Genomic DNA, 18,748 nt, shown 5'->3' on the forward strand with positions numbered 1-18,748 from the left:
TATACCCCCTATTCCCGCTTCCCGCAACGTGGCGGACAAGCGGATCGGGCTCCCAACCCCTTCTCCATAGAGGATACCGCATGCTGTTGAACGAGCACATGAGCAAGGCCCTTTTCGCCAAGGCAGGTATTCCCGTCCCCCAGGGGCTGGCGTTCTTTCCCGGCCAGGACCCTTTTGACCCGCCCTTTGCCCCGCCATGGATACTCAAGGCCCAGGTGTTGACCGGCGGCCGGGGCAAGGCCGGAGGCGTGCAGCGAGTGGACTCGCCCGATGCCTTCGCCCCCACGGCCAGGAAGCTATTCGGCCTGACCATCGCGGGCCACGCCGTGCCCTTCATCCGGGTGGAACCGGTGGTGACCATCCAACGCGAGATGTACCTGTCGCTGACCGTGTCCCGCAGCCGCGGCTGCATCCTGCTCACCGTGGGCCGCGAGGGCGGCGTGGACATCGAATCCGGCGGCAAGGGCAATCTGCTCGTCCAGGAAGTGCGGCTCCCGGCCGGGCTCTCGGCCAACCAGGCACGGGCGGCCTTCTTCCACCTCGGCCTGGACCGGGACCGCTTTGCCGTTTTTTCCGCCCTGCTCGCCGATTTCTTCAAGGCCATGCTCGACAACGGCCTGCTCCTGGCCGAGATCAATCCCCTGATCATCACCGATGATCACCGGTTTTTGGCCCTGGACGGCAAGATCGAGATGGACGACAATTTCGCGGAACTCAATCCGGCCATGGAAGCGTATTACCAGCCTGAACACGCCAGCCCCGTGGAGAACGCGGCCCGTGAGGCCGGGCTCTCCTATGTCAGCCTCGACGGCTGGGTGGGGCTGATGGTCAACGGGGCCGGGCTGGCCATGGCCACCATGGACCTGCTCAATTTCTCGCGCCTTCCGGCCCGCAACTTTCTCGACCTGGGCGGCGCGGCAGACCACGCGCGCATGCGCACCGCCCTGGACCTGCTTTTTGGCGATGCCCGGGTCAGGGTCGTTTTCATTAATCTTTACGCGGGAATCCTCTCCTGCCGCAACGTGGCTCTGGCCCTGCGCGAGGCCCTGGGCGGCCGCGAACCGGAAAAACCCATCGTGGCCCGCATGGCGGGCAATGACGCTGCCGGTGGCGTGGAGGTGCTCACGGCCATGGGCTGCGCCAATCTGCATCTGGCAGACGACATGGCCGATGCCGTCCGCATCCTGGAATCCATCCGCCCGGCAGATGCCCCGGTCATCGAGTTTTCCGCCCCGGGCACAGCCGCCCCCGGCACCATGCCCGCGCCCACCGGCCACGTTTCCACAGCCCACCTCGGCATCGACGCTGACACGCCCATCCTGGTCCAGGGCATCACCGGCCGCGAAGGCCAGCTGCACACCCGGCTGATGCAGGCCTATGGTGCCAATGTGGTGGCCGGAGTGACGCCCTTCAAAGGCGGCCAGGAAGTCCTCGGGGTGCCGATCTACAATTCCATTGCCGAGGCCATGCGCCGCCACCAGATCGGTGCGAGCATCATCTTCGTGCCGCCGCGCATGGCTGCAGACGCGGTGCTCGAAGCGGCCTGCAACGAAATCCTCTGGGCCATGTGCATCACCGAGGGCATCCCCCAGCAGGAAATGCTGGCGGTCTTCGAGCAGATCAGACATTCGCCCACCCGTGTGGTCGGCCCCAATACGCCGGGCATCATCGTGCCCGGCCGGACCAAGATCGGCATAATGCCCACCGATCCATTCAGCCCCGGCCCGGTGGCAATCCTCTCGCGCAGCGGCACTCTGACATACGAGGTAGCGTCACGCCTCACGGCGGCGGGCATCGGCCAGTCTGTGTGCATCGGCATAGGCGGCGATCCGTTCATCGGAGTCGATTATGTGGATGCCATTGAAATGCTGCGCAATCACGATGAAACCCGGGCCGTGATCATCCTCGGCGAGATCGGCGGCCGGGCCGAGGAAAACCTGGCCGAGCACGTGATCCGCACCGGGTTCGCCAAGCCGGTGACCGCCTTCATCGCGGGCCGCACAGCCCCGCCCGGCAAGCGATTGGGCCACGCCGGGGCCATTCTGGAAAAGGGCGGCGGCGTGGACCGCAAGCTCGAAACCATGCGCAAGGCCGGATTTGCGGTCTGCGCAAGCCTCGAAGAGGTCGCGGCCACGGCCGCCCGGACACTCGACTGACAGGAATCCGCCATTGAAAATACTGCTTATCGATCTCGGCATGGTCATGCGCGGCGGCCAGCGATAAGAAGCGTCTAGCGGAACTCGCCGTCCAGCAGCAGGTGGGAGAAATAGCCCGCGCAAAAGGCCGCATAGAACGGCACAAAGCCTCGCGCCGCCTCGATTCCGACGACAAAGGCGGGAATGAGCAGGATGGGCAGCGGCACCACGAGCATGGCCCACCAGCTATGGGTCCACCCCCGGTGCGAGCCCATGGCCGGAAACATGGCCAGCAGCCCGAGCCACGCGGCCCAGACGTAGTGTTCGCGAAGGATCAGGCCGAGGTCCACGACCGCCAGGACCATGTAGTAGAGGTTCTGCCCTTTGGAGTCCGTGTCCACATCGGGAAACAGCGCACCCATGAGGCAGAACCCGGTCAGGCCTGCCGCAGTGATCGGGTCCAGGGTCAGCCAACCCAGCAGTGATACGCCCACAAGGCCCATGACCGCGAAGAAGAGGCCCCCGGCCAGATGTCCCTTGTAACCGGGCATTCCCTCGCCGCCGGGTTCAGGACTCGCAGGCGGTGCGGACGCAGACGCTGCGCAGCACGAACTCCCTTGCCTCCTCGAACAGGCCGGGAATGTTGTACGGGGTCAGGAACCGGGTGCGCACCGCACCCACGATGTTGGCGTAGACCATGAAGGCGGTCTGGGTCACGGGCAGGTCCATGATGGAGCCGTCCTCGATGCCGCGCCTCAGGATCTCCTCGATCAGGTCGGTCAGGCCGCGGAATTTGGCCGCGATCTTCTTGCGATCAAGGTCCGGGTTGTCGTCGCTGAACGGCGAGCAGCGGATGATGGTCGGAAAGGTGGTCTCGTGGGCCAGGGTGAAGTCGAGGTACGCCTTGACAAAGGTCCCCAGGGCCTCACATCCGTTTTCGGTCTCGGCAGTCCGCTCGCGCAGCTCGAAGATCATGGTGTCCACAAGCTCGCTGCCTGCGGCCATGAACAGATTCTCCTTGCTGTCAAAGTAGTGGAAGACCAGCCCGGAGGCGACCCCTGCCTGCTCGGCCACCATTTTCATGGTCGTTCCCGCGTATCCGTAGCGGGCGAACAACTCCTGGGCCGCCTTCAAAATGCAGTCCTTTTTCGGTATCAAAACACTCCCCCTTCTTGATCATGGAATCGGAACCGCAACATTCCGAGCCCCAATGCCGCAAGGCTTTCAGGGCAGCACATTGCTTAGTACGGTCAGGACCATTGTTCAAGCGCAAATGTGCAATCCGCCGCCAGGTCGGACGAACAGGACAAAAAAAAGCGGCGGAGTCCCACGACCCCGCCGCCAACGATCTTGCCTGGTCTCCCCTACATGGCATCGGACGCCTGCAACTCCTCGATCTGCTTGTCTATCTCGCGCTGGAGCCTGTCGGGCAGGCCCATGATGTCGGTATTGAGGAAGCCGCGCACGATGGTGGATGTTGCCTCGGCCTCGTCCAGACCGCGGGCCATGAGGTATTCAATCTCGTCCTGGGCGATCTTGCCCACCGACGCCTCGTGGGACAGTTCCACGCCCTCGGCCGTGCCGTCCAACTCGGGAATGGCCCAGATGCGGCCATCGCCGAGGATAAGCCCCTGGCATTCCAGGTGGCCCTTGCTGGGCACGGCATGGGCCCCGATGTGGCCGCGATTGATGATGGTGCCGCCGGTGGCGATGGTCCGGGCGATGATCTCGCAGCGGGTGCCCGGCGCGTTCATGATCACGCGGTTGCCCAGGTCCAGGTGCGATCCCCTGGGTGCCACCACCACGGAATTGAAGCGGGCCACGGAGTTGGCGCCGTTCATGGTAATGGACGGATACATCTGGAGGTCCTTGACCGCCTTGAGCAGCACATAGTTGGAGAGGAACTTGCCCCCCTCCTCGACCACGCCCGCCGACCGGGGCCGCACGGCCACGCTCTCGCCCCAGTTGTGGACCATGGTGAAGGTCAGCGAGGCGTTTTTCTTGACGAAAAATTCCGAGATGCCGAGATGCGCCCCGGCCTTGGTGCCGTGGGCCACGGAGCAGCCGGTGATGATGTGCGCCTCGGCCCCTTCCTCGATGATCACGAGATTGTGGACGTTCTGGCCGACGTTTTCGGCCTTGAGCATGAGACAGGACTGGATGGGGTCCTTGATCTTGGCCCCGGCCCTGACCCGGATGAAGTAGCCGCCGTGCAGGTTGCCGTCTGCCGCCCGGGTGAACTCGTCCTTGTCCCTGTCCACCAGCGTCCAGTAGTATTCCTTGAGGCCGTCGTACTTCTTGAGGGCGTCCTTGATGTCGAGGATCTCGACCCCCTCGTCGTGGGACCGGCAGTGCACGGCCGAGTGGTCCATTTGGAGGTAGGAGGCGGACCGCATGGACTCGTCGGCCACCACGCCCGCCAGCAGAAGCTGGTCCTTGTCCTCCTGCGAGAGGGTGTTGAGGTCGTCTATGGCCTCGCGGTTCAGCCCTTCAAACGTGAATTGCGAAAGATCAACAGTGCTCATATCTCTGCTCCCCGGGGAGTTGCTAGTTCATGCAGCGCACGCATTCCTGGTAGCCGTGCTGGCGAATGTGATCGAGGATGTCCCTGGGGCGGCCCTCGCAGCACAGATGGCCCTTGTAGAGCACCTGCCCACGGTCCGCGTTGACGTAATCAAGGATGTAGCCGGTGTGGGTGATGATCAGCCCGGCGGTCCTGGTGCTCTCCTTGCGGGCCTTGAGGGTCAGGTCCGACGAGAGGTCTGGCGCGATGTTAAAGTTGCCGTCGAGCACGTCGCGGGCCACCTTGCCCACCAGCTGCATGTTCTCCATGTCCACCCCGGACTCGGGCTCGTCAAAAAGGACCAGCTCCGGCTGCTGGGCCATGAGCTGGAGCAGTTCCGAACGCTTGATCTCGCCGCCGGAAAACCCCGCGTTGATGTCGCGGTCCAGGAATTCCGTCATGTTGACCCGTCCGGCCAGCAGTTCGGGGTTGACCTTGCCCTTGCGCGAACACATCTGCACCAGATGCCGGGTGCGCAGGCCATGGATGGTCGGCGGCCGCTGGAACGACATGCCGATGCCAAGGCGCGCCCGCTCGTACATGGGTGCCTGGGTGATGTCTTCGCCCTTGAACAGGATGCGGCCCCGGGTCACCTCGTAGCCCGAAAAGCCCATCAGGGCCATGAGCAGCGATGTCTTGCCCGAGCCGTTGGGGCCGAACAGGATGAAGGTCTCGCCCTTCTTTATTTCGAGATTGATCCCCTGCAGCACCGGCTTGTCGCCGATGTTGACATGCAAGTCTTCAATGGTCAGCATGGTGGTCCTCGCTTTGAATCGATATGCAGACAGACTCATTACTGAAGCCGGGGGGGGAAGTCCAGTCATTCGTCCCCGGTGCCGAAGGGCGGCAGGCCGCCGCTCCCGGCAGCAGCCAACGACACGGCCGATCCCGGCCTCGGAGAGACTCATGGGCAAGAAACGCCGCCTGACTGATTTGACGGAACTCAAGGGAATAGCCTCCCTGGCCAAGGCAAAGAAAAAGGACGCCTACACCCTGCCCTATGACAAGCCCAAAGCCCCGCCCGAGGAGCAGGCCCGGCGCGACGAGGCGGCCGAAGCCGACCTGTTCGAGGGTGCCATGCAGGGAGTCAGGCCCATGAGCGGCGGCGGACGCAGGGTCGTGCCCAAGCCCGCGCCCGCCCCGTCGGCCGCAGCCATCCCCGAAGACGCCGAGGACGCCTATCTGAGCCGATTCCTCCGGGGCGAGGTGGAATTCGAACTCGAATACACCGACGAGTTCATGTACGGCTACGTCCGGGGGCTGGACATCAAGACCTTTCAGCAGCTCAAGGCGGGCTCCCTCAGCGTGGCTGCCCACATGGACCTGCACGGCATGACCTCGGTCCAGGCGCGCGAGGGCCTGCTCTTCTTCATCCGCGAGAGCTATCTTCAGGGGCACCGCTGTGTGCTGGTGGTCACCGGCCGGGGCATCAACTCCCCGGGCGGCCAAAGCGTGCTGCGGCGCGAGACCGAGACATGGCTGACCCACGAGCCACTCAAACGGGTCGTCCTCGCCTTCTGCACGGCCCAGCCCAAGGACGGCGGCGCTGGAGCCATCTACGTGCTGCTGCGCAAACAGAAGAAAACACAAGGCAAGATCGCCTGGGAAACCATGCCGAACCAGGACGACTTCCAGCGATGATGGAATAGCCGCGCCTCCTCGGATCATGAATGAAAAACCTCCGCCCCATGGGGACGGAGGTTTTTCTTTCGCTTCGTATGACGGGCTAGGCGGTGGCCTGGGCCGCTTCCTCGACAGGGGCCTTGCCCGGCCCGCCCTTGAGGTTGGTCAGTTCCTTGGCCATGGCCAGTTCCTCGGCCGAGAATATCTTGTTGATGTCGATGATGATGATGAACTGCTCGTTCTGGCGGCCCATGCCCTTGATGTATTCCGCGTTGATGGCCGCACCCATCTTGGGGGCGGCTTCGATGGAATCGGGCATCATCTCGAAGACTTCGCGCACGGAATCGACCAGAGCACCCATGACCGTGTACTCGCCGTCGAACTCGATCTCCACGATGATGATGCAGGTGTCCACGGTGTCCTCGCTCTTGGACATGCCGAGCTTGAGGCGCATGTCCACCACCGGGACGGCGTGGCCGCGCAGGTTGATCACCCCGCGCATGAACTCCGGCGTGCGCGGAATCTTGGTGATGGAGGTCAGCTCCAGCACCTCTCTGACGGTTCCGATGTCCAGGGCGAAAATCTCCTTGCCCAGGGTGAACGTCAAAAACTGGTTGATATCCTTCAGCGCGTCTTCTGACATGACAACTCCTCCGAAAAATTGAGGATTATTCTCCACCCCACACCGAGTCGGCATTCGACCCCGGGATATTCAGGCCCGGTCGGCGACCGTGACTGATTCTTCCGATACCCCTGTTGAAAGAAGAAAACCATTATAATTCCCGTCCGCTCACAATGAAACATACGCGACCACCGTCGAAAAGAGAAGTCCGCTGACCGCGATTTTTCAAAAACTTCACGCCATTGGCTTTTTCCCGGAAAAAGGGATTGACAATCCACCCTTCTCGCGGATAGTAACACCCTTCGCGTCGGGATGTAGCGCAGTCTGGGAGCGCACTTGAATGGGGTTCAAGGGGTCGGAGGTTCAAATCCTCTCATCCCGACCAAACGACGAAACACCCCGGTGGACCGGCAATCCGGTCCGCCGTTTCGTTGAAAGCTCAAGAAGCTGTCGTAGCTCAATTGGTAGAGCGCATCCTTGGTAAGGATGAGGTAGGCAGTTCAATCCTGCTCGACAGCTCCATATATCGCGAAGGCCGGTCAGATCACTGACCGGCCTTCGTCGTTTCCGCATGGATTCGCCGCCCTACCCCTGACCGTCGAAAATCGTTCCGGATTCCTTGAGGATAAGCTCGGCCAGCAGTTTTTCCAGCGTGTAGCCGGGGTCCGAGGGCTTTCTGAGCTGGGCGGCGTTGTCCAGAATCTGCGCCTGGCTTTGCAGGGCCAGCTGCTGCGAGTGCAGGCTGTCCTCCTTGCTCTGGTACATGCCCTGGACCGACTCCATCTCGCTGGCCAGGGTCTGGACAAAGCCGAGCTGGGTGGCCCTGGTTCCGTCATCGCCCAGGGCAGCACCCGAGAGATCGGCCCAGGCCACGCCGCTGGCCGGGGTGTCCACGGCGTAAAAAGATATGTTGAAACCGCCGCTTTTGTCCGACTGTATGAAGACCTTGCCGTCCGAGTCGATCTGCGAGGTGCCCCACTTGGTGCTGTCGAGCATGGATATGCCGTTGAAGTCCGTGCCCGAGATGGTTCCGATGATCTTGTCGCGCAGGGCGTTGTAGTCGCCCTGGACCACGCTGCTCGACCCGCTGAGTTCGCCCGCATTGATCTTGTCGATGATCTCCTGCATGTCGCGCAGGGCACCGGTGATGGTGGCCATGCCGGTCCTGGCCACGCCCATCATGGAGGCGGCCTCGCCCACGTTGCGCGCGGCCTGCCGGGTGGCTCCGGCATCGGCCCGCAGGGTGCCGCTGATGGCCTCCTCAAAGGGATTGGTGAAGGTCTTGGCCCGGAGGGGTTCGCCCAGCACGAGGCTGCGCAGGTTCCGCCCCACCGCCGACCCCGCGAACAGCTGATTGGTCAGCATGTCGCGCTCGAGCAGCCGCGCCGAGTACTCGTAAAGGAAGCTCTTCTCGATGTCGCTGAGGGCCATGGGGTCTCCGGAGTCTGAACGTGGGTATCCGTCGGTTTTATCGGCTCCCTGGCGCACAACTTTAGGGCCGGCCGCAACATTTCGCGCGACCGGCCCCATTGCGGACGACTGCCCGTCAGGCCACGAATTCGGCCATCCGGGTAAAGACCGCGTGCCCGCCGTCGTGGCGCTCGACCATGAGCACATCCTCCAGCTTGTCCACCTGCTTGATCATCTGATTGAGCCGTTCGTCGGCATCCACCAGCAGCCAGATGCGGCTGGTGCTCCCGCCGTTGACGGGCATGCAGGCGATGCCCTCCACATTGTAGGCGCGCCGGGCGAACAGGCCGCAGATGTGCGACATGACACCGGGATGGTTGTTCACCGTCAGTTCGATAACCGTCTGTTTACACATGAACTTTTCCTCCGATCATCTGGGAGTTGGCGGCTCCGGGAGGAACCATGGGGTACACGGGGTCATCAGCGCTGACCGGCACATGGATCAGGCAGGGGCCGGACTGGGCCAGGGCCTCGGCCAGCGCGGCCCCGGGATCGGCGCTGCACCCAAGGTCGATGGCTGGCAGTCCGAAGCCCTCGGCGATCTTGAGAAAATCCACCCGCCGGGCATAGTCGGACGCGAAGTAGCGCTTGCCGTAAAACAGGTCCTGCTGCTGGCGCACCAGCCCCAGGGCGTTGTTGTTGAGCAGGATGATCTTGACGTTGACATGGTGCTCTGCGGCCGTGGCCAAGTCCTGGATATTCATCATGATCGACCCGTCGCCGCTGAAGCAGAGTACGGTGCGCTCCGGCGCGGCCAGGGCCGCGCCGATGGCGGCCGGCATGCCGAAACCCATGGTTCCCAGCCCGCCCGAGGTCAGCCACTGGCGCGGCCGCAGGAAGGGATAGACCTGGGCCGTGCGCATCTGGTGCTGGCCCACGTCGGTGCAGACGATGGCCTCCTCCCCGGCCAGTTCCGCAGCCTTGAGAATCACCCCATAGGACGAGCACGGATCGTCGGCCCCGGGAATGATCACGGGATGCTCGCACCTGAGCCCGGCCACCTCGCCCAGCCAGGGCGAACGGTCTGCGGGCCTGACCAGCTCAAGCAGCGCTGCCAGCGAATCGACCAGATCACCCGCCACAGGCACGTGGGCGCTCTTGATCTTGTCCAGCTCGCTGGCGTCGATGTCCAGATGGATGATCTTTGCGTCCGGGCAGAATTCAGCCACCTTGCCCGTGGCCCTGTCGTCGAAGCGCACCCCGGCCGCGATGAGCAGGTCGCACCGCTCCATGGCCAGGTTGGTGTGCCGCGCGCCGTGCATGCCGAGCATGCCAAGACACAGGGGATGGTCCACAGGCAGCGCGCCCAGGCCCATCAGGCTCAGGGCAGCCGGAATCGACGCCTTCTCGGCCATGGCCCGTGCCAGGGCCGACGAGCCGGACTGGACAACGCCCCCGCCCAGATAGAGGATGGGCCGCTGGGCCTCGTCGATGATCCGGGCGGCGTGGGCCAGTTCCGGGGCCATCAGCTCGGGGCCGAAACCGCAGCCGCCCGGCTCGGGCCAGGCGTCGAATTCGAGCATGGCGGTCTGGACATCCTTGGGCACGTCGATGACCACCGGCCCGGGGCGGCCCGAGGACGCGATGCGGAAGGCATCCGGGATGACGCACAGCAGCTCGTCCACGCTGCGCACCAGATAGTTGTGCTTGGTGATGGGCACGCTCAGGCCGTAGGTGTCCACCTCCTGGAAGGCATCGGTACCGATCATGGCCAGGGGAACCTGCCCGGTGATGCAGATGATCGGGATGGAGTCGAGCTTGGCATCAGCGATGGCGGTCAGGGTATTGGTCGCGCCCGGCCCGGAGGTGGCGAAAAACACGGCGGGCCTGCCCGTAACCCGGGCCATGCCTTGGGCGATGAACCCAGCGCCCTGCTCGTGGCGGGTCAGGATGTGCCGAATGGGGCTGGCCGAGAGCGCGTCGTACATGGGCAGATTCGCTCCCCCCGGAATTCCGGCAATGATCTCTATGTCCTGCCGCTCAAGCAGTTTGATGATGATTTCCGCACCACTGAATTTCATGATGGAGCCTCCTGGTTGCCCCGGGCGGTCGGCGGGAACGGAAAACCCCCGCCGGTTCGCACCGGCGGGGGTTGATGTGTACAGTCCTTGAAGAATGCAATCCCGCTATGGCGCGTCCCTATGGGCACGACCTACTACGACGTCAACGACGACTACGGCGACCGCTAGGCGGGCGTCGAAAAGAAGGGAGTCGTGGTCGAAGTTGCGCATAAGCGGCTTGTTCCTTTCATTGAATATTGATTACGCATAATCAAGGCGCAAGGCGGCGTCAACATCTTTTTCCACCCATGCGACCCCTTGCCACCATCCAGGAAAAGAACCATGCTGCTGGCGCACACGCCGTGCTCAGGAGTCATCCATGCGCATCCTCATCGTCCTGGCCCACCCCGACCCGTCCAGCTTCAACCACGCCATCGCCCGCCGGGCACAGGCCACGGCCTTGACCAACGGCCATGACGTGACCCTGCGCGACCTGTACGCCGAGGGATTCGACCCCATCCTGCCTGGCCCGGAAATCCCCCGGAGCGCCCCCCTCCCGGCCAAAATTGCCCGCCACTGCGAGGAGGCGGCCAGCGCCGACGGCATCATCGTGGTCCACCCCAACTGGTGGGGCATGCCCCCGGCCGTGCTGACCGGCTGGGTCGATAGGGTGCTGCGGCCGGGAACAGCCTATGAATTCGTGGGCGAGGATGGCGGCGAGGGAGTGCCCGTGGGGCTGCTCAGGGCGCGCACCGCCCTGGTCTTCAACACGTCCAACACCGAGGCGAACCGGGAGAACACCATTTTCGGCGATCCGCTGGAACGCATCTGGAAGGACTGCGTCTTCGGCCTGTGCGGCGTGGCCGAGACCCGGCGGCGGATGTTCCGCATCGTGATCACCAGTTGTGCGGAAGAACGGCACCAATGGCTCGGCGAGGTCGAGGCTATGGTCAACGCGAATTTCCCCGCGCACCAGTGACCCTTCAAGCAGGCACCAATGTCCTGAAGAGATGCCGCAAAGGGACTTAATCCCTGTAGTTGCGGTGATCAGGCCGTGATCGGCCAAATGCCTTAGAACCGGTCCACCACCACCCAGAAGGCCATCGCACCCACGGCCAGCCGCACCACATGGCGGATATGGAAGGCATAGCCCCAGTCTATGGTGAACATGGCGACCACACTGGCCACGAACACAACCAGGATGAGTTTTCTCCAGACATTGAGCTTGAGCAGATCCATGGCGTTCACTCCACCTTGCAAGGCAAAGGGTTGCGGTTTCATCCGCAACCCTTTGGCATGGTTCATGGTTTGTCAAGGAATAATACGCATTCCTATTTCTTTTTGGGTGGGGTCTTCCGACCCGGAGTCTTCTTGGCCGGAGTTTTCTTGGCCGGAGCCTTTTTGGCCGAAGCCTTCTGGCTCCCCTTATCGTCCTTGTTCTCACCCTTCTTGCCGAAGGCGACGAGGGTGTTCGCGAGCTCGCGCAGCCTGTCGTCGACCAGCCGGTTGATGGTGTCCTTGGGATACGTGCCGTTCTTGCTGCGCTCGCCCGCCTTGACGCCAGTGAGAATCTCGATGCCTTCGTCGATGGTCCGCACGGCCCAGATGTGGAATTCGCCGTCCTTGACCGCCTGGATCACCTCGTCGCGGAGCATGAGGTCCTTGGTATTTGCCTGTGGGATCATAACGCCCTGCTTGCCGGTCAACCCGGCGTGCTTGCAGCAGAGATAGAACCCCTCGATCTTCTGGTTCACTCCGCCGATGGGCTGGACCTCGCCGTACTGGTTCACCGAGCCGGTGACGGCGATGTATTGCCTGATGGGCTTGCCTGAAAGGCTTGAAAGCAGCGCGTACAGTTCCGTGGACGAAGCCGAGTCGCCGTCGATACCGCCGTAGGACTGCTCAAAGGCGATGCTGGCCGCCAGCGACATGGGCTTGTCCTGGGCAAAACGGCTGCGCAGATAGCCCGCCAGGATGAGCATGCCCTTGTTGTGGGTGGGGCCGGACATGTCAGCCTCGCGCTCGATGTTGATGATCCCCTCCTTGCCCAGGGAGGTCACGGTGGTGATCCGGCTCGGCTTGCCGAACATGTAGTCGCCCATGGTGTAGACGGCCAGGCCATTGACCTGCCCCACCACCTCGCCATCGGTGTCCACAAAGAGGCTGCCCCGGTCGATCATCTCCTGGATGCGCTCCTCGATCTGGTTGGAGCGGTAGACGCGCGCGTCCACGGCCGCCTTGACGTGAGAGGCACCCACCATGGCCGACTCCTCGCGTGAGGCAAAATGATCGGCCTCGCTCAGGAGATCGGCCATGGCCGGGAAGGAAGTGGATATCTTCTCCTGCCGCCCAGCCCAGCGCACGGCCTCCTCCAGCACCGCAGTCACGCCCGAGGCATCAAAGGGCCGAAGCCCTTTTCGGTCCACCTCTGCACGAATGAACCGGGCCACCTGCATGACCGTGTCGTCGTCGCGGTTCATGCTCGACTCGTAGTCGGCCCAGACCTTGAATATCTTGGACACATCCTCGTCGTAATACTTGAGCATGGCATAGAGATAGGGGCTGCCCAGCACCACCACCTTGACGCGCATGTCTATGGGCTCGGGCTTGAGGCCGGTGGCGCTGATGAAATAATACGGGTCAAAGGTCTCGATCTCGATCTGCTCCGTCTTGAGCGAGCGCTTGAGGGTCTGCCACACGCCCGGCTCGAAGATGGCGTCCATCAGGTTGATCACGAGATAGCCGCCGTTGGCCCTGACAAAAGAACCAGCCTTGATCTTGGTGTAATCGGTGTGCCAGCCGCCGTTGCGGTCCATGACCCGCTCGATGCTGCCAAAGAGATTGCGGTAGGTCGGGTATGACTCCACGATGACCGGCGGCCCCTGCTTGTCCGCATTGTCCACCAGCAGATTGATCTGATAGGGGTGAAAGACCACCTCGGGCGGCGGCCCGCCGAACATCATGCCCGGCAGCGGCCCCTGCTTGGGCGGACTGCCCAAGGCCTTGATGCTGTCAAGCTCGTCGCCCATGTGGTCGAGGACTGAATCGAGATACACCTGGACCTTGGGATCGTCATACCGCTCGCGAAGCGGCTTGATGAAGTCCTGGGCCAGGGCCATGAACATGAGGCGGTCCACCTCCTCGTGCTTCTTGCCCACCTCCTTTTGCAGTTCCTTGAGCTCCAGGACTATCTGGTCGATCTGTTCCTTGAGTTCCAGACGCTTGGCGTGCAGGCGCTCGAACTCCTCCCTGGGGAAACGCTTGTTCTCGACCATCTCCTCAAGTTCGATCATGCGCTTGGGCTCGCCGTCCACCAGGGGGACCACATCAGGCCGCTGGATCGGCCCCATCTGCATGCGCACCACCACCAGCCCGGTGTCCTTCACCTGATCCTCGATGGCCTTGTAGAAGCTCATCACCTTCTTCTCGTGGGCCTCGGCGATCTGGTTCTTGCGGGCAATGTATTCCTCGCTCTCGAAGAGCTGCGGGGCCTCGCGCTTCACCGTGTCCAGAAACTCCTGCATGTCACGCTTGAACTCGCTGCCCTGCCCCGAGGTGAACCTGAGCAGTATCGGCGCTTCCGGGTGCTTGAAATTGTTGACATAGCAGAGATCGCAGGGAACGTGATTCTTGTCCGCCATCTCGGCGAGAAGCTTCTTGACCGTGGAAAGACGCCCCGTGCCGGGCTGGCCAGTGACAAAGATGTTGTACCCCTTCTTGAGCATCCCCATGCCGAAGCGGAAGGCCTCCACGCCGCGTTTTTGACCGATGATCTCGGTCTGGGGCTCCAGTTCGTCCGTGGTCGTGAAGGTCATGATCCCGGGATCAAGGGTCCACTTGAGCTTGTCAGTGGGAACTTCGTGCGATGGCTTCTTGCTGGGCATGATGGCAACTCCGTCTATTTCTTGATTATCCGGACAACCTGGTGGCGGGGGCATCGGGGCAGGCGGACCACGAGAACCCCCTCGACAAAGGCGACCTCGACATCGTCGGCCCTGATGGCGCAGGGCAACCGGACCTCTTTTCTGAAGGCCCGTGAACGGCGGTTGTTGCCAGCCGTCTCGAACACCTCGGCCGTGACCACCAGCAGCCGCCCAAGGGCCATGACCGTGACATCTTCCTGGTCGATGGCTCCAAGCTCCATCCGGCACACCAGGGCATCACCCTCCTCCCAAAGCTCGATGTCGCCCGGCATGCGGCAGACCATGGCGGGCAGGTCGAGATCACGGCACAACTCGTCGAAAAGCCTGTCTATCTCAAGGCGCATCCTGGTGATTTCGCCCCGGCTCCAACGTTTCAGATCAGCCATTGGCGCGTTCCTCCTGAGCGTGTCGGCCCGCCGCCTGGGCAGGCGGTGCAGACATATGTATTCAATGATTACACAATCCGGAGAGGCACGACAAGGGGCCTGCCGCATTTCCACGGCAGGCCCCTGGGAGCAATCAGAGAATGTGCTGCGATCAAAGCCCCCTGAAAACGTTGGACACGGCAAGAATGCCAAACCCGGCGGACACGAGCCAAAAGGGCCGGACAAGGCCCTCCAGGGCGGGCACGGACATGACGTCAAGATGAATGAGGATGCCCATCAGACCCAGGATGACGCCTATGACCCAGGTGATGAGTTGCGGTGCGCTCAGATTCATACGCAGAAGATCTCCCTTGGCTTGTCTCGAAGAAAAACGTCACTCCTCGCTGGCGAGAAACGCCTCGGCCTCGCTGCCCGGAAGCGGTCTGGAATAGAGATAGCCCTGACCGTAATCGCATTGCAAGGAATAAAGCAGATCGCGCTGGCGCTCGGTTTCTATGCCTTCAGCCACCACCCGCAGGCGCAGGCTGTGGGCCATGTTGACGATGGCCCTGATGATTTCGATGTTTTCTGGCCCCTTTTCCATGAGCCGCACGAAGCTCAGGTCGATCTTGAGCTGGTCCACGGGAAATTTCTGCAGATAGCTCATGGAGGAATATCCGGTGCCGAAATCGTCGATGGAAAGCATAATACCGAGCGATTTCAAGATATTGAGACGGACTGACGACTCCATGGCGTCGAGCATGACAACCGTCTCGGTGATCTCAAGCTTGAGCAGGCTGGCGGGCAGGCCCGTGCTTTCGAGAATCTGCTTGACCATGTCCACGAGGCTGGCTTCGCCAAACTGCCTGGCAGAGATGTTCACGGACATGATCAGCTCGGCTGCCGCCGGATAGAGGGAGCGCCAGCGGCTCAGGGTACGGCAGGCGTCTTCGAGGATCTGCTCGCCCAATTCGACTATGAGCCCTGTCTCCTCGGCCACCGGGATGAACTCGCCCGGGCAGATCAGCCCCCGCTCGGGGTGGTGCCAGCGGGCCAGGGCCTCGAAGCCATAGAGCTGGCCGTCGGCCAGGGTGACGATGGGCTGGAAATGGGCCCTGAACTCCCGGGCGCGCAAGGCCCGCTTCAGATCGGCTTCCATGGCCAGCACACTGGCCGCGCCCTCGCGCATGCCCACCTCATACGTCACGCAGCGGTTCTTGCCGGCCCCTTTGGCCTTGTACATGGCCAGTTGGGCGTTATGCACGAGATTGTCCCGGTCCTCGCCGTAGCCCCTGGCTATCTCCAGGCCCATGCTCGCCGTGATCGGGAATTCCATCCCGTCGATCTCAAAAGGTTCGGCAAAGGAATCCCTGACGGTCTTGACCATGTCGCGGACATCAAGCTTGCGGCGCATCTCCTCGAAAACGACCACGAAATCATCCCCGCCGAACCTGGCCACGGTATCCATCGGACGGACGATGCGGCGCAGACGCACCCCGATCTCCACCAGGATGCGGTCACCCACCATGTGGCCGAAATGGTCGTTGACCACCTGGAATCTGTCGAGATTGATGAAAAGAACGGCGAAATAGTCCCCGCTGCGCATCGAACGTTCCACCGCCTGACTGAGCCGGTCGAGCAGCAGTGCCCTGTTGGGCAGGCCGGTGAGGGTGTCATGCAGGGAACTGTGCTTGAGCCGCTGCTCCATGCGCTTGCGGCCGGTCACGTCGCGCACGCTGATGCGGACGCCAAGGGGCTGCCCGGTCTCGTCCTCCACCGCGTGCCTGACCATGCTCACCCACCGGACCCGGGCGTCGCGGTGGTTGATGCGGTAGTCGATGCCCTCCTCCACCGAGGAAGAGCCGATCATGTAGTTGTGCCAGGCGGCGAAGTCGTCGGGATGGACGATGCGCTGCATCAGCTCCGGGTCTTCGACGAAACGGGCCGGGGAATAGCCCGTGATGCGCTGACAGGAGGGAGAGATGTAGATGGCCTCGCCGCCAGGGCCTATCCAGCTTTCCCAGTCATAGATGTAGTCGGCCACCATTCTGTATCGCTGCTCGGATTCCTTGAGCGCCGCCTGAGAACTCTCCAATTCGGCCACGACCTTTTCCAGTCGCCGGGTGGCTGTCTCCAGGGACAGATTCTTCCTGTGCAATTCCGCAAAAATGCCCACCTTGCCGCGCAGAATTTCCGGCTCCACGGGCTTGAACAGGTAGTCCACCGCGCCCAGCTCGTAGCCGCGAAAGACATTGCGCTGCTCCTTGCTGATGGCGGTGATGAAAATGATGGGCACGGTGCGGGTGTGTTCCGAGGCACGCAGCCTCTCGGCCAGTTCAAAGCCGTCCATGCCCGGCATCATGACGTCGAGCAGGGCCACGGCCGGATTGCTTTCGGCAGCCTTGACCAGCGCCTCTTCACCGGACATGGCCGTGATCACGCGCATGTCCTGGCCGCGCAGGATTCCCTCAATCAACTTCAGGTTGATCCGGTCGTCATCGACCACGAGTATTTCGACTTCACCGCTCATCGTCGTCCGCCATGCCGCCCTTTCTCCGGCGCCCCCGCATGGCGCGAAGACAGCCCGGAATTTCCGCAAATGGAACAGGTGCTTCAGGCAGTAGATACATATTGAGCCAATATGTCAACGCCCTCTGTCATTTGACATGGGGCCACACCGGATATACATCCGGCGCAGCCAAGGAAATCCGGAGACCACCATGACCGACCGCAACAACCATTTCGAGAGCATTCTCGACGAACATCACCAGTGGCCCTGCCCCTATGTCTTCAAGTTCATCGTGCCCACGGGCAATCTCCCTTTGCTCGCGGCCCTGTTCGAATCCGAGCGGCTTGTGACCCGGGAGTCCAGTGGCGGCAAGTACACCAGCGTCACCCTTGAATCCACCATGTGCTCCGGCAGCGAGGTCATGACGGTCTACCGCAAGGCATCGGAAATCCCCGGACTGGTCGCCCTGTAGCGCCAGCGTGACAGGGAGGCCTGCCCTGACCCGATGCTGGCATTGACACGGAAAAAATCTTGACTGATTTGATCGGATTTATTGCAGCCAACGCCTTTACAGGGCGGCCGGACATACTTACATATGCAAAACAATGTGCTATGATCTTTCCGGTGTACTGACGCAACCATCGCCCCGCACTCCGGAACAAACCAAGATTACAGGAGATCGCCATGTGGGAATACACCGACAAGGTCAAGGACCACTTCCTCAACCCGCGCAACGTGGGCACCATTGAAGACGCCGACGGCGTGGGCGAGGTGGGTTCCCTGGCCTGCGGCGACGCGCTCACCCTCTATATCAAGGTGGACGGCGACGTGATCGCCGATGCCAAATTCCAGACCTTTGGCTGCGCCAGCGCCATCGCCTCCAGTTCGGCCCTGACCGAGATGCTCAAGGGCAAGACTGTGGCCGAGGCGGAAAAGATCACCAACAAGGACATCGCCGAATACCTGGGCGGCCTGCCGCGCGAGAAGATGCACTGCTCGGTCATGGGCCAGGAGGCCCTTGAGCAGGCCATCAGAAACATGCGCGGCGAGGTGCCGAGCAAGATGGAACATTCCCACGAGGGCACCCTCATCTGCGAGTGTTTCGGCGTCTTCGACGAGGAAATCCTGCGCGCCATCAAGGAAAACGACCTCAAGACCGTGGAGGACGTGACCAACTTCACCAAGGCGGGCGGCGGCTGCGGCAAGTGCGTGGAAGACCTGGAGCGCCTGCTTGGAGAGGCGCGCGGTGAGGGTGTCTGCCAAACCCCGTCCGAAGAGCCAGCCCACCCGGCCCAGGGCCTGACCAACATCCAGCGCATGCACCTCATCGAATCGGTCATCGATAACGAGATCCGCCCCATGCTCCAGCGAGACGGCGGCGACATCCGCCTGCTGGACATCGACCGCCAGATGGTCCTGGTCCAGTTCATCGGCATGTGCTCCAACTGCCCGTCGAGCCAGCTGACCCTGCACAACCTGATCGAAGCCAAGCTCAAGGAAAAGGTGGACCCCGAAATCACGGTCCGCGAAGGATAGGC

General features: G+C 62.4%; 18 protein-coding genes and 2 tRNA genes. 7 read left to right on the forward strand and 13 right to left on the reverse strand.

Translation table 11 applies throughout. The annotated features are described in order from the left end of the window. Window positions 1-80: 80 nt before the first annotated feature. Window positions 81-2,156 carry a succinate--CoA ligase subunit alpha gene (gene sucD, locus QQS14_RS00670; protein ID WP_285904951.1) on the forward strand — a complete coding sequence of 692 codons (2,076 nt, stop codon included), beginning with the start codon at window positions 81-83 and terminating at the stop codon, window positions 2,154-2,156. A 74-nt stretch (window positions 2,157-2,230) separates the two neighbouring features. On the opposite strand, the gene QQS14_RS00675 is transcribed toward sucD, so the two are convergent. The 4 genes from QQS14_RS00675 to QQS14_RS00690 form a co-directional block, all read right to left on the reverse strand. After that, complete coding sequence (locus QQS14_RS00675; protein WP_285904952.1) at window positions 2,231-2,686, reverse strand: metal-dependent hydrolase; 456 nt, start codon at window positions 2,684-2,686, stop codon at window positions 2,231-2,233. 16 nt (window positions 2,687-2,702) lie between these two features. Continuing rightward, the gene (locus QQS14_RS00680; RefSeq protein ID WP_285905020.1) at window positions 2,703-3,290 is read right to left on the reverse strand and encodes a TetR/AcrR family transcriptional regulator; all 588 of its coding nucleotides are present in this window, start codon (window positions 3,288-3,290) and stop codon (window positions 2,703-2,705) included. Between the two features lie 209 nt (window positions 3,291-3,499). Next, a complete protein-coding gene (locus QQS14_RS00685; protein WP_285904953.1) occupies window positions 3,500-4,660 on the reverse strand; it encodes a SufB/SufD family protein in 1,161 nt (386 codons plus the stop codon). A 22-nt stretch (window positions 4,661-4,682) separates the two neighbouring features. After that, window positions 4,683-5,453 (reverse strand): ABC transporter ATP-binding protein, encoded by a 771-nt coding sequence (locus QQS14_RS00690; protein ID WP_285904954.1) that lies wholly within the window; start codon window positions 5,451-5,453, stop codon window positions 4,683-4,685. Window positions 5,454-5,604: 151 nt separating this feature from the next. On the opposite strand from QQS14_RS00690, the gene QQS14_RS00695 reads away from it, so the two are divergent. Then, window positions 5,605-6,339, forward strand: a complete 735-nt coding sequence (locus QQS14_RS00695) for a Smr/MutS family protein (protein WP_285904955.1) — start codon at window positions 5,605-5,607, stop codon at window positions 6,337-6,339. 85 nt (window positions 6,340-6,424) lie between these two features. On the opposite strand, the gene QQS14_RS00700 is transcribed toward QQS14_RS00695, so the two are convergent. Next, window positions 6,425-6,964, reverse strand: coding sequence for a chemotaxis protein CheW (locus QQS14_RS00700; protein ID WP_285904956.1), 540 nt, complete (start codon window positions 6,962-6,964; stop codon window positions 6,425-6,427). Window positions 6,965-7,251: 287 nt separating this feature from the next. On the opposite strand from QQS14_RS00700, the gene QQS14_RS00705 reads away from it, so the two are divergent. Together QQS14_RS00705 and QQS14_RS00710 are read left to right on the forward strand one after the other, a co-directional pair. Beyond that, window positions 7,252-7,328, forward strand: a tRNA-Pro gene (locus tag QQS14_RS00705). A gap of 61 nt (window positions 7,329-7,389) precedes the next feature. After that, a tRNA-Thr gene (locus QQS14_RS00710) sits at window positions 7,390-7,465 on the forward strand. A 63-nt stretch (window positions 7,466-7,528) separates the two neighbouring features. Here the strand turns inward: QQS14_RS00710 and QQS14_RS00715 are convergent. From QQS14_RS00715 to ilvB, 3 genes are all read right to left on the reverse strand, one after another. Next, window positions 7,529-8,374: a flagellin gene (locus QQS14_RS00715; protein WP_285904957.1), complete on the reverse strand. Its 846-nt coding sequence runs from the start codon at window positions 8,372-8,374 to the stop codon at window positions 7,529-7,531. A gap of 115 nt (window positions 8,375-8,489) precedes the next feature. Next, a complete protein-coding gene (gene ilvN / locus QQS14_RS00720; RefSeq protein ID WP_285904958.1) occupies window positions 8,490-8,768 on the reverse strand; it encodes an acetolactate synthase small subunit in 279 nt (92 codons plus the stop codon). Beyond that, a complete protein-coding gene (ilvB, locus tag QQS14_RS00725) occupies window positions 8,761-10,434 on the reverse strand; it encodes an acetolactate synthase large subunit (RefSeq protein WP_285904959.1) in 1,674 nt (557 codons plus the stop codon). The genes ilvN and ilvB overlap by 8 nt, the downstream gene beginning before the upstream one ends. 358 nt (window positions 10,435-10,792) lie before the next feature. On the opposite strand from ilvB, the gene QQS14_RS00730 reads away from it, so the two are divergent. Beyond that, the gene (locus QQS14_RS00730; RefSeq protein WP_285904960.1) at window positions 10,793-11,392 is read left to right on the forward strand and encodes an NAD(P)H-dependent oxidoreductase; all 600 of its coding nucleotides are present in this window, start codon (window positions 10,793-10,795) and stop codon (window positions 11,390-11,392) included. Between the two features lie 92 nt (window positions 11,393-11,484). On the opposite strand, the gene QQS14_RS00735 is transcribed toward QQS14_RS00730, so the two are convergent. The 5 genes from QQS14_RS00735 to QQS14_RS00755 form a co-directional block, all read right to left on the reverse strand. Further along, window positions 11,485-11,652: a hypothetical protein gene (locus QQS14_RS00735; protein WP_285904961.1), complete on the reverse strand. Its 168-nt coding sequence runs from the start codon at window positions 11,650-11,652 to the stop codon at window positions 11,485-11,487. Window positions 11,653-11,744: 92 nt separating this feature from the next. Next, the gene (locus tag QQS14_RS00740) at window positions 11,745-14,297 is read right to left on the reverse strand and encodes a Lon protease family protein (protein WP_285904962.1); all 2,553 of its coding nucleotides are present in this window, start codon (window positions 14,295-14,297) and stop codon (window positions 11,745-11,747) included. Window positions 14,298-14,311: 14 nt separating this feature from the next. Then, the gene (locus tag QQS14_RS00745) at window positions 14,312-14,722 is read right to left on the reverse strand and encodes an Hsp20/alpha crystallin family protein (protein WP_285904963.1); all 411 of its coding nucleotides are present in this window, start codon (window positions 14,720-14,722) and stop codon (window positions 14,312-14,314) included. Window positions 14,723-14,873: 151 nt separating this feature from the next. After that, window positions 14,874-15,056, reverse strand: a complete 183-nt coding sequence (locus QQS14_RS00750; RefSeq protein ID WP_285904964.1) for a hypothetical protein — start codon at window positions 15,054-15,056, stop codon at window positions 14,874-14,876. A 39-nt stretch (window positions 15,057-15,095) separates the two neighbouring features. Then, window positions 15,096-17,231 (reverse strand): putative bifunctional diguanylate cyclase/phosphodiesterase, encoded by a 2,136-nt coding sequence (locus QQS14_RS00755; RefSeq protein ID WP_285904965.1) that lies wholly within the window; start codon window positions 17,229-17,231, stop codon window positions 15,096-15,098. A gap of 190 nt (window positions 17,232-17,421) precedes the next feature. Between QQS14_RS00755 and QQS14_RS00760 the strand changes: the two genes are divergently transcribed. Together QQS14_RS00760 and nifU are read left to right on the forward strand one after the other, a co-directional pair. Then, entirely contained in the window at window positions 17,422-17,682 is a 261-nt protein-coding gene (locus tag QQS14_RS00760) for a DUF493 family protein (protein ID WP_285904966.1), read from the forward strand. A gap of 212 nt (window positions 17,683-17,894) precedes the next feature. Next, the gene (gene nifU, locus QQS14_RS00765) at window positions 17,895-18,746 is read left to right on the forward strand and encodes a Fe-S cluster assembly protein NifU (RefSeq protein WP_285904967.1); all 852 of its coding nucleotides are present in this window, start codon (window positions 17,895-17,897) and stop codon (window positions 18,744-18,746) included. Window positions 18,747-18,748 lie beyond the last annotated feature (2 nt).

The sequence above is a fragment of the Pseudodesulfovibrio pelocollis genome, from assembly GCF_030282845.1.
Classification (GTDB): domain Bacteria; phylum Desulfobacterota; class Desulfovibrionia; order Desulfovibrionales; family Desulfovibrionaceae; genus Pseudodesulfovibrio; species Pseudodesulfovibrio pelocollis.

Bases quoted from the DNA above. Each gene is read 5' to 3' on its own strand.
- nifU (WP_285904967.1), top strand. From the start codon at position 17,895: ATGTGGGAATACACCGACAAGGTCAAGGACCACTTCCTCAACCCGCGC.
- QQS14_RS00685 (WP_285904953.1), bottom strand. From the start codon at position 4,660: ATGAGCACTGTTGATCTTTCGCAATTCACGTTTGAAGGGCTGAACCGC.
- QQS14_RS00745 (WP_285904963.1), bottom strand. From the start codon at position 14,722: ATGGCTGATCTGAAACGTTGGAGCCGGGGCGAAATCACCAGGATGCGC.
- QQS14_RS00675 (WP_285904952.1), bottom strand. From the start codon at position 2,686: ATGCCCGGTTACAAGGGACATCTGGCCGGGGGCCTCTTCTTCGCGGTC.
- QQS14_RS00690 (WP_285904954.1), bottom strand. From the start codon at position 5,453: ATGCTGACCATTGAAGACTTGCATGTCAACATCGGCGACAAGCCGGTG.
- ilvB (WP_285904959.1), bottom strand. From the start codon at position 10,434: ATGAAATTCAGTGGTGCGGAAATCATCATCAAACTGCTTGAGCGGCAG.
- QQS14_RS00760 (WP_285904966.1), top strand. From the start codon at position 17,422: ATGACCGACCGCAACAACCATTTCGAGAGCATTCTCGACGAACATCAC.
- QQS14_RS00735 (WP_285904961.1), bottom strand. From the start codon at position 11,652: ATGGATCTGCTCAAGCTCAATGTCTGGAGAAAACTCATCCTGGTTGTG.
- QQS14_RS00755 (WP_285904965.1), bottom strand. From the start codon at position 17,231: ATGAGCGGTGAAGTCGAAATACTCGTGGTCGATGACGACCGGATCAAC.
- QQS14_RS00715 (WP_285904957.1), bottom strand. From the start codon at position 8,374: ATGGCCCTCAGCGACATCGAGAAGAGCTTCCTTTACGAGTACTCGGCG.
- QQS14_RS00730 (WP_285904960.1), top strand. From the start codon at position 10,793: ATGCGCATCCTCATCGTCCTGGCCCACCCCGACCCGTCCAGCTTCAAC.
- ilvN (WP_285904958.1), bottom strand. From the start codon at position 8,768: ATGTGTAAACAGACGGTTATCGAACTGACGGTGAACAACCATCCCGGT.
- QQS14_RS00750 (WP_285904964.1), bottom strand. From the start codon at position 15,056: ATGAATCTGAGCGCACCGCAACTCATCACCTGGGTCATAGGCGTCATC.
- QQS14_RS00740 (WP_285904962.1), bottom strand. From the start codon at position 14,297: ATGCCCAGCAAGAAGCCATCGCACGAAGTTCCCACTGACAAGCTCAAG.
- QQS14_RS00700 (WP_285904956.1), bottom strand. From the start codon at position 6,964: ATGTCAGAAGACGCGCTGAAGGATATCAACCAGTTTTTGACGTTCACC.
- sucD (WP_285904951.1), top strand. From the start codon at position 81: ATGCTGTTGAACGAGCACATGAGCAAGGCCCTTTTCGCCAAGGCAGGT.
- QQS14_RS00695 (WP_285904955.1), top strand. From the start codon at position 5,605: ATGGGCAAGAAACGCCGCCTGACTGATTTGACGGAACTCAAGGGAATA.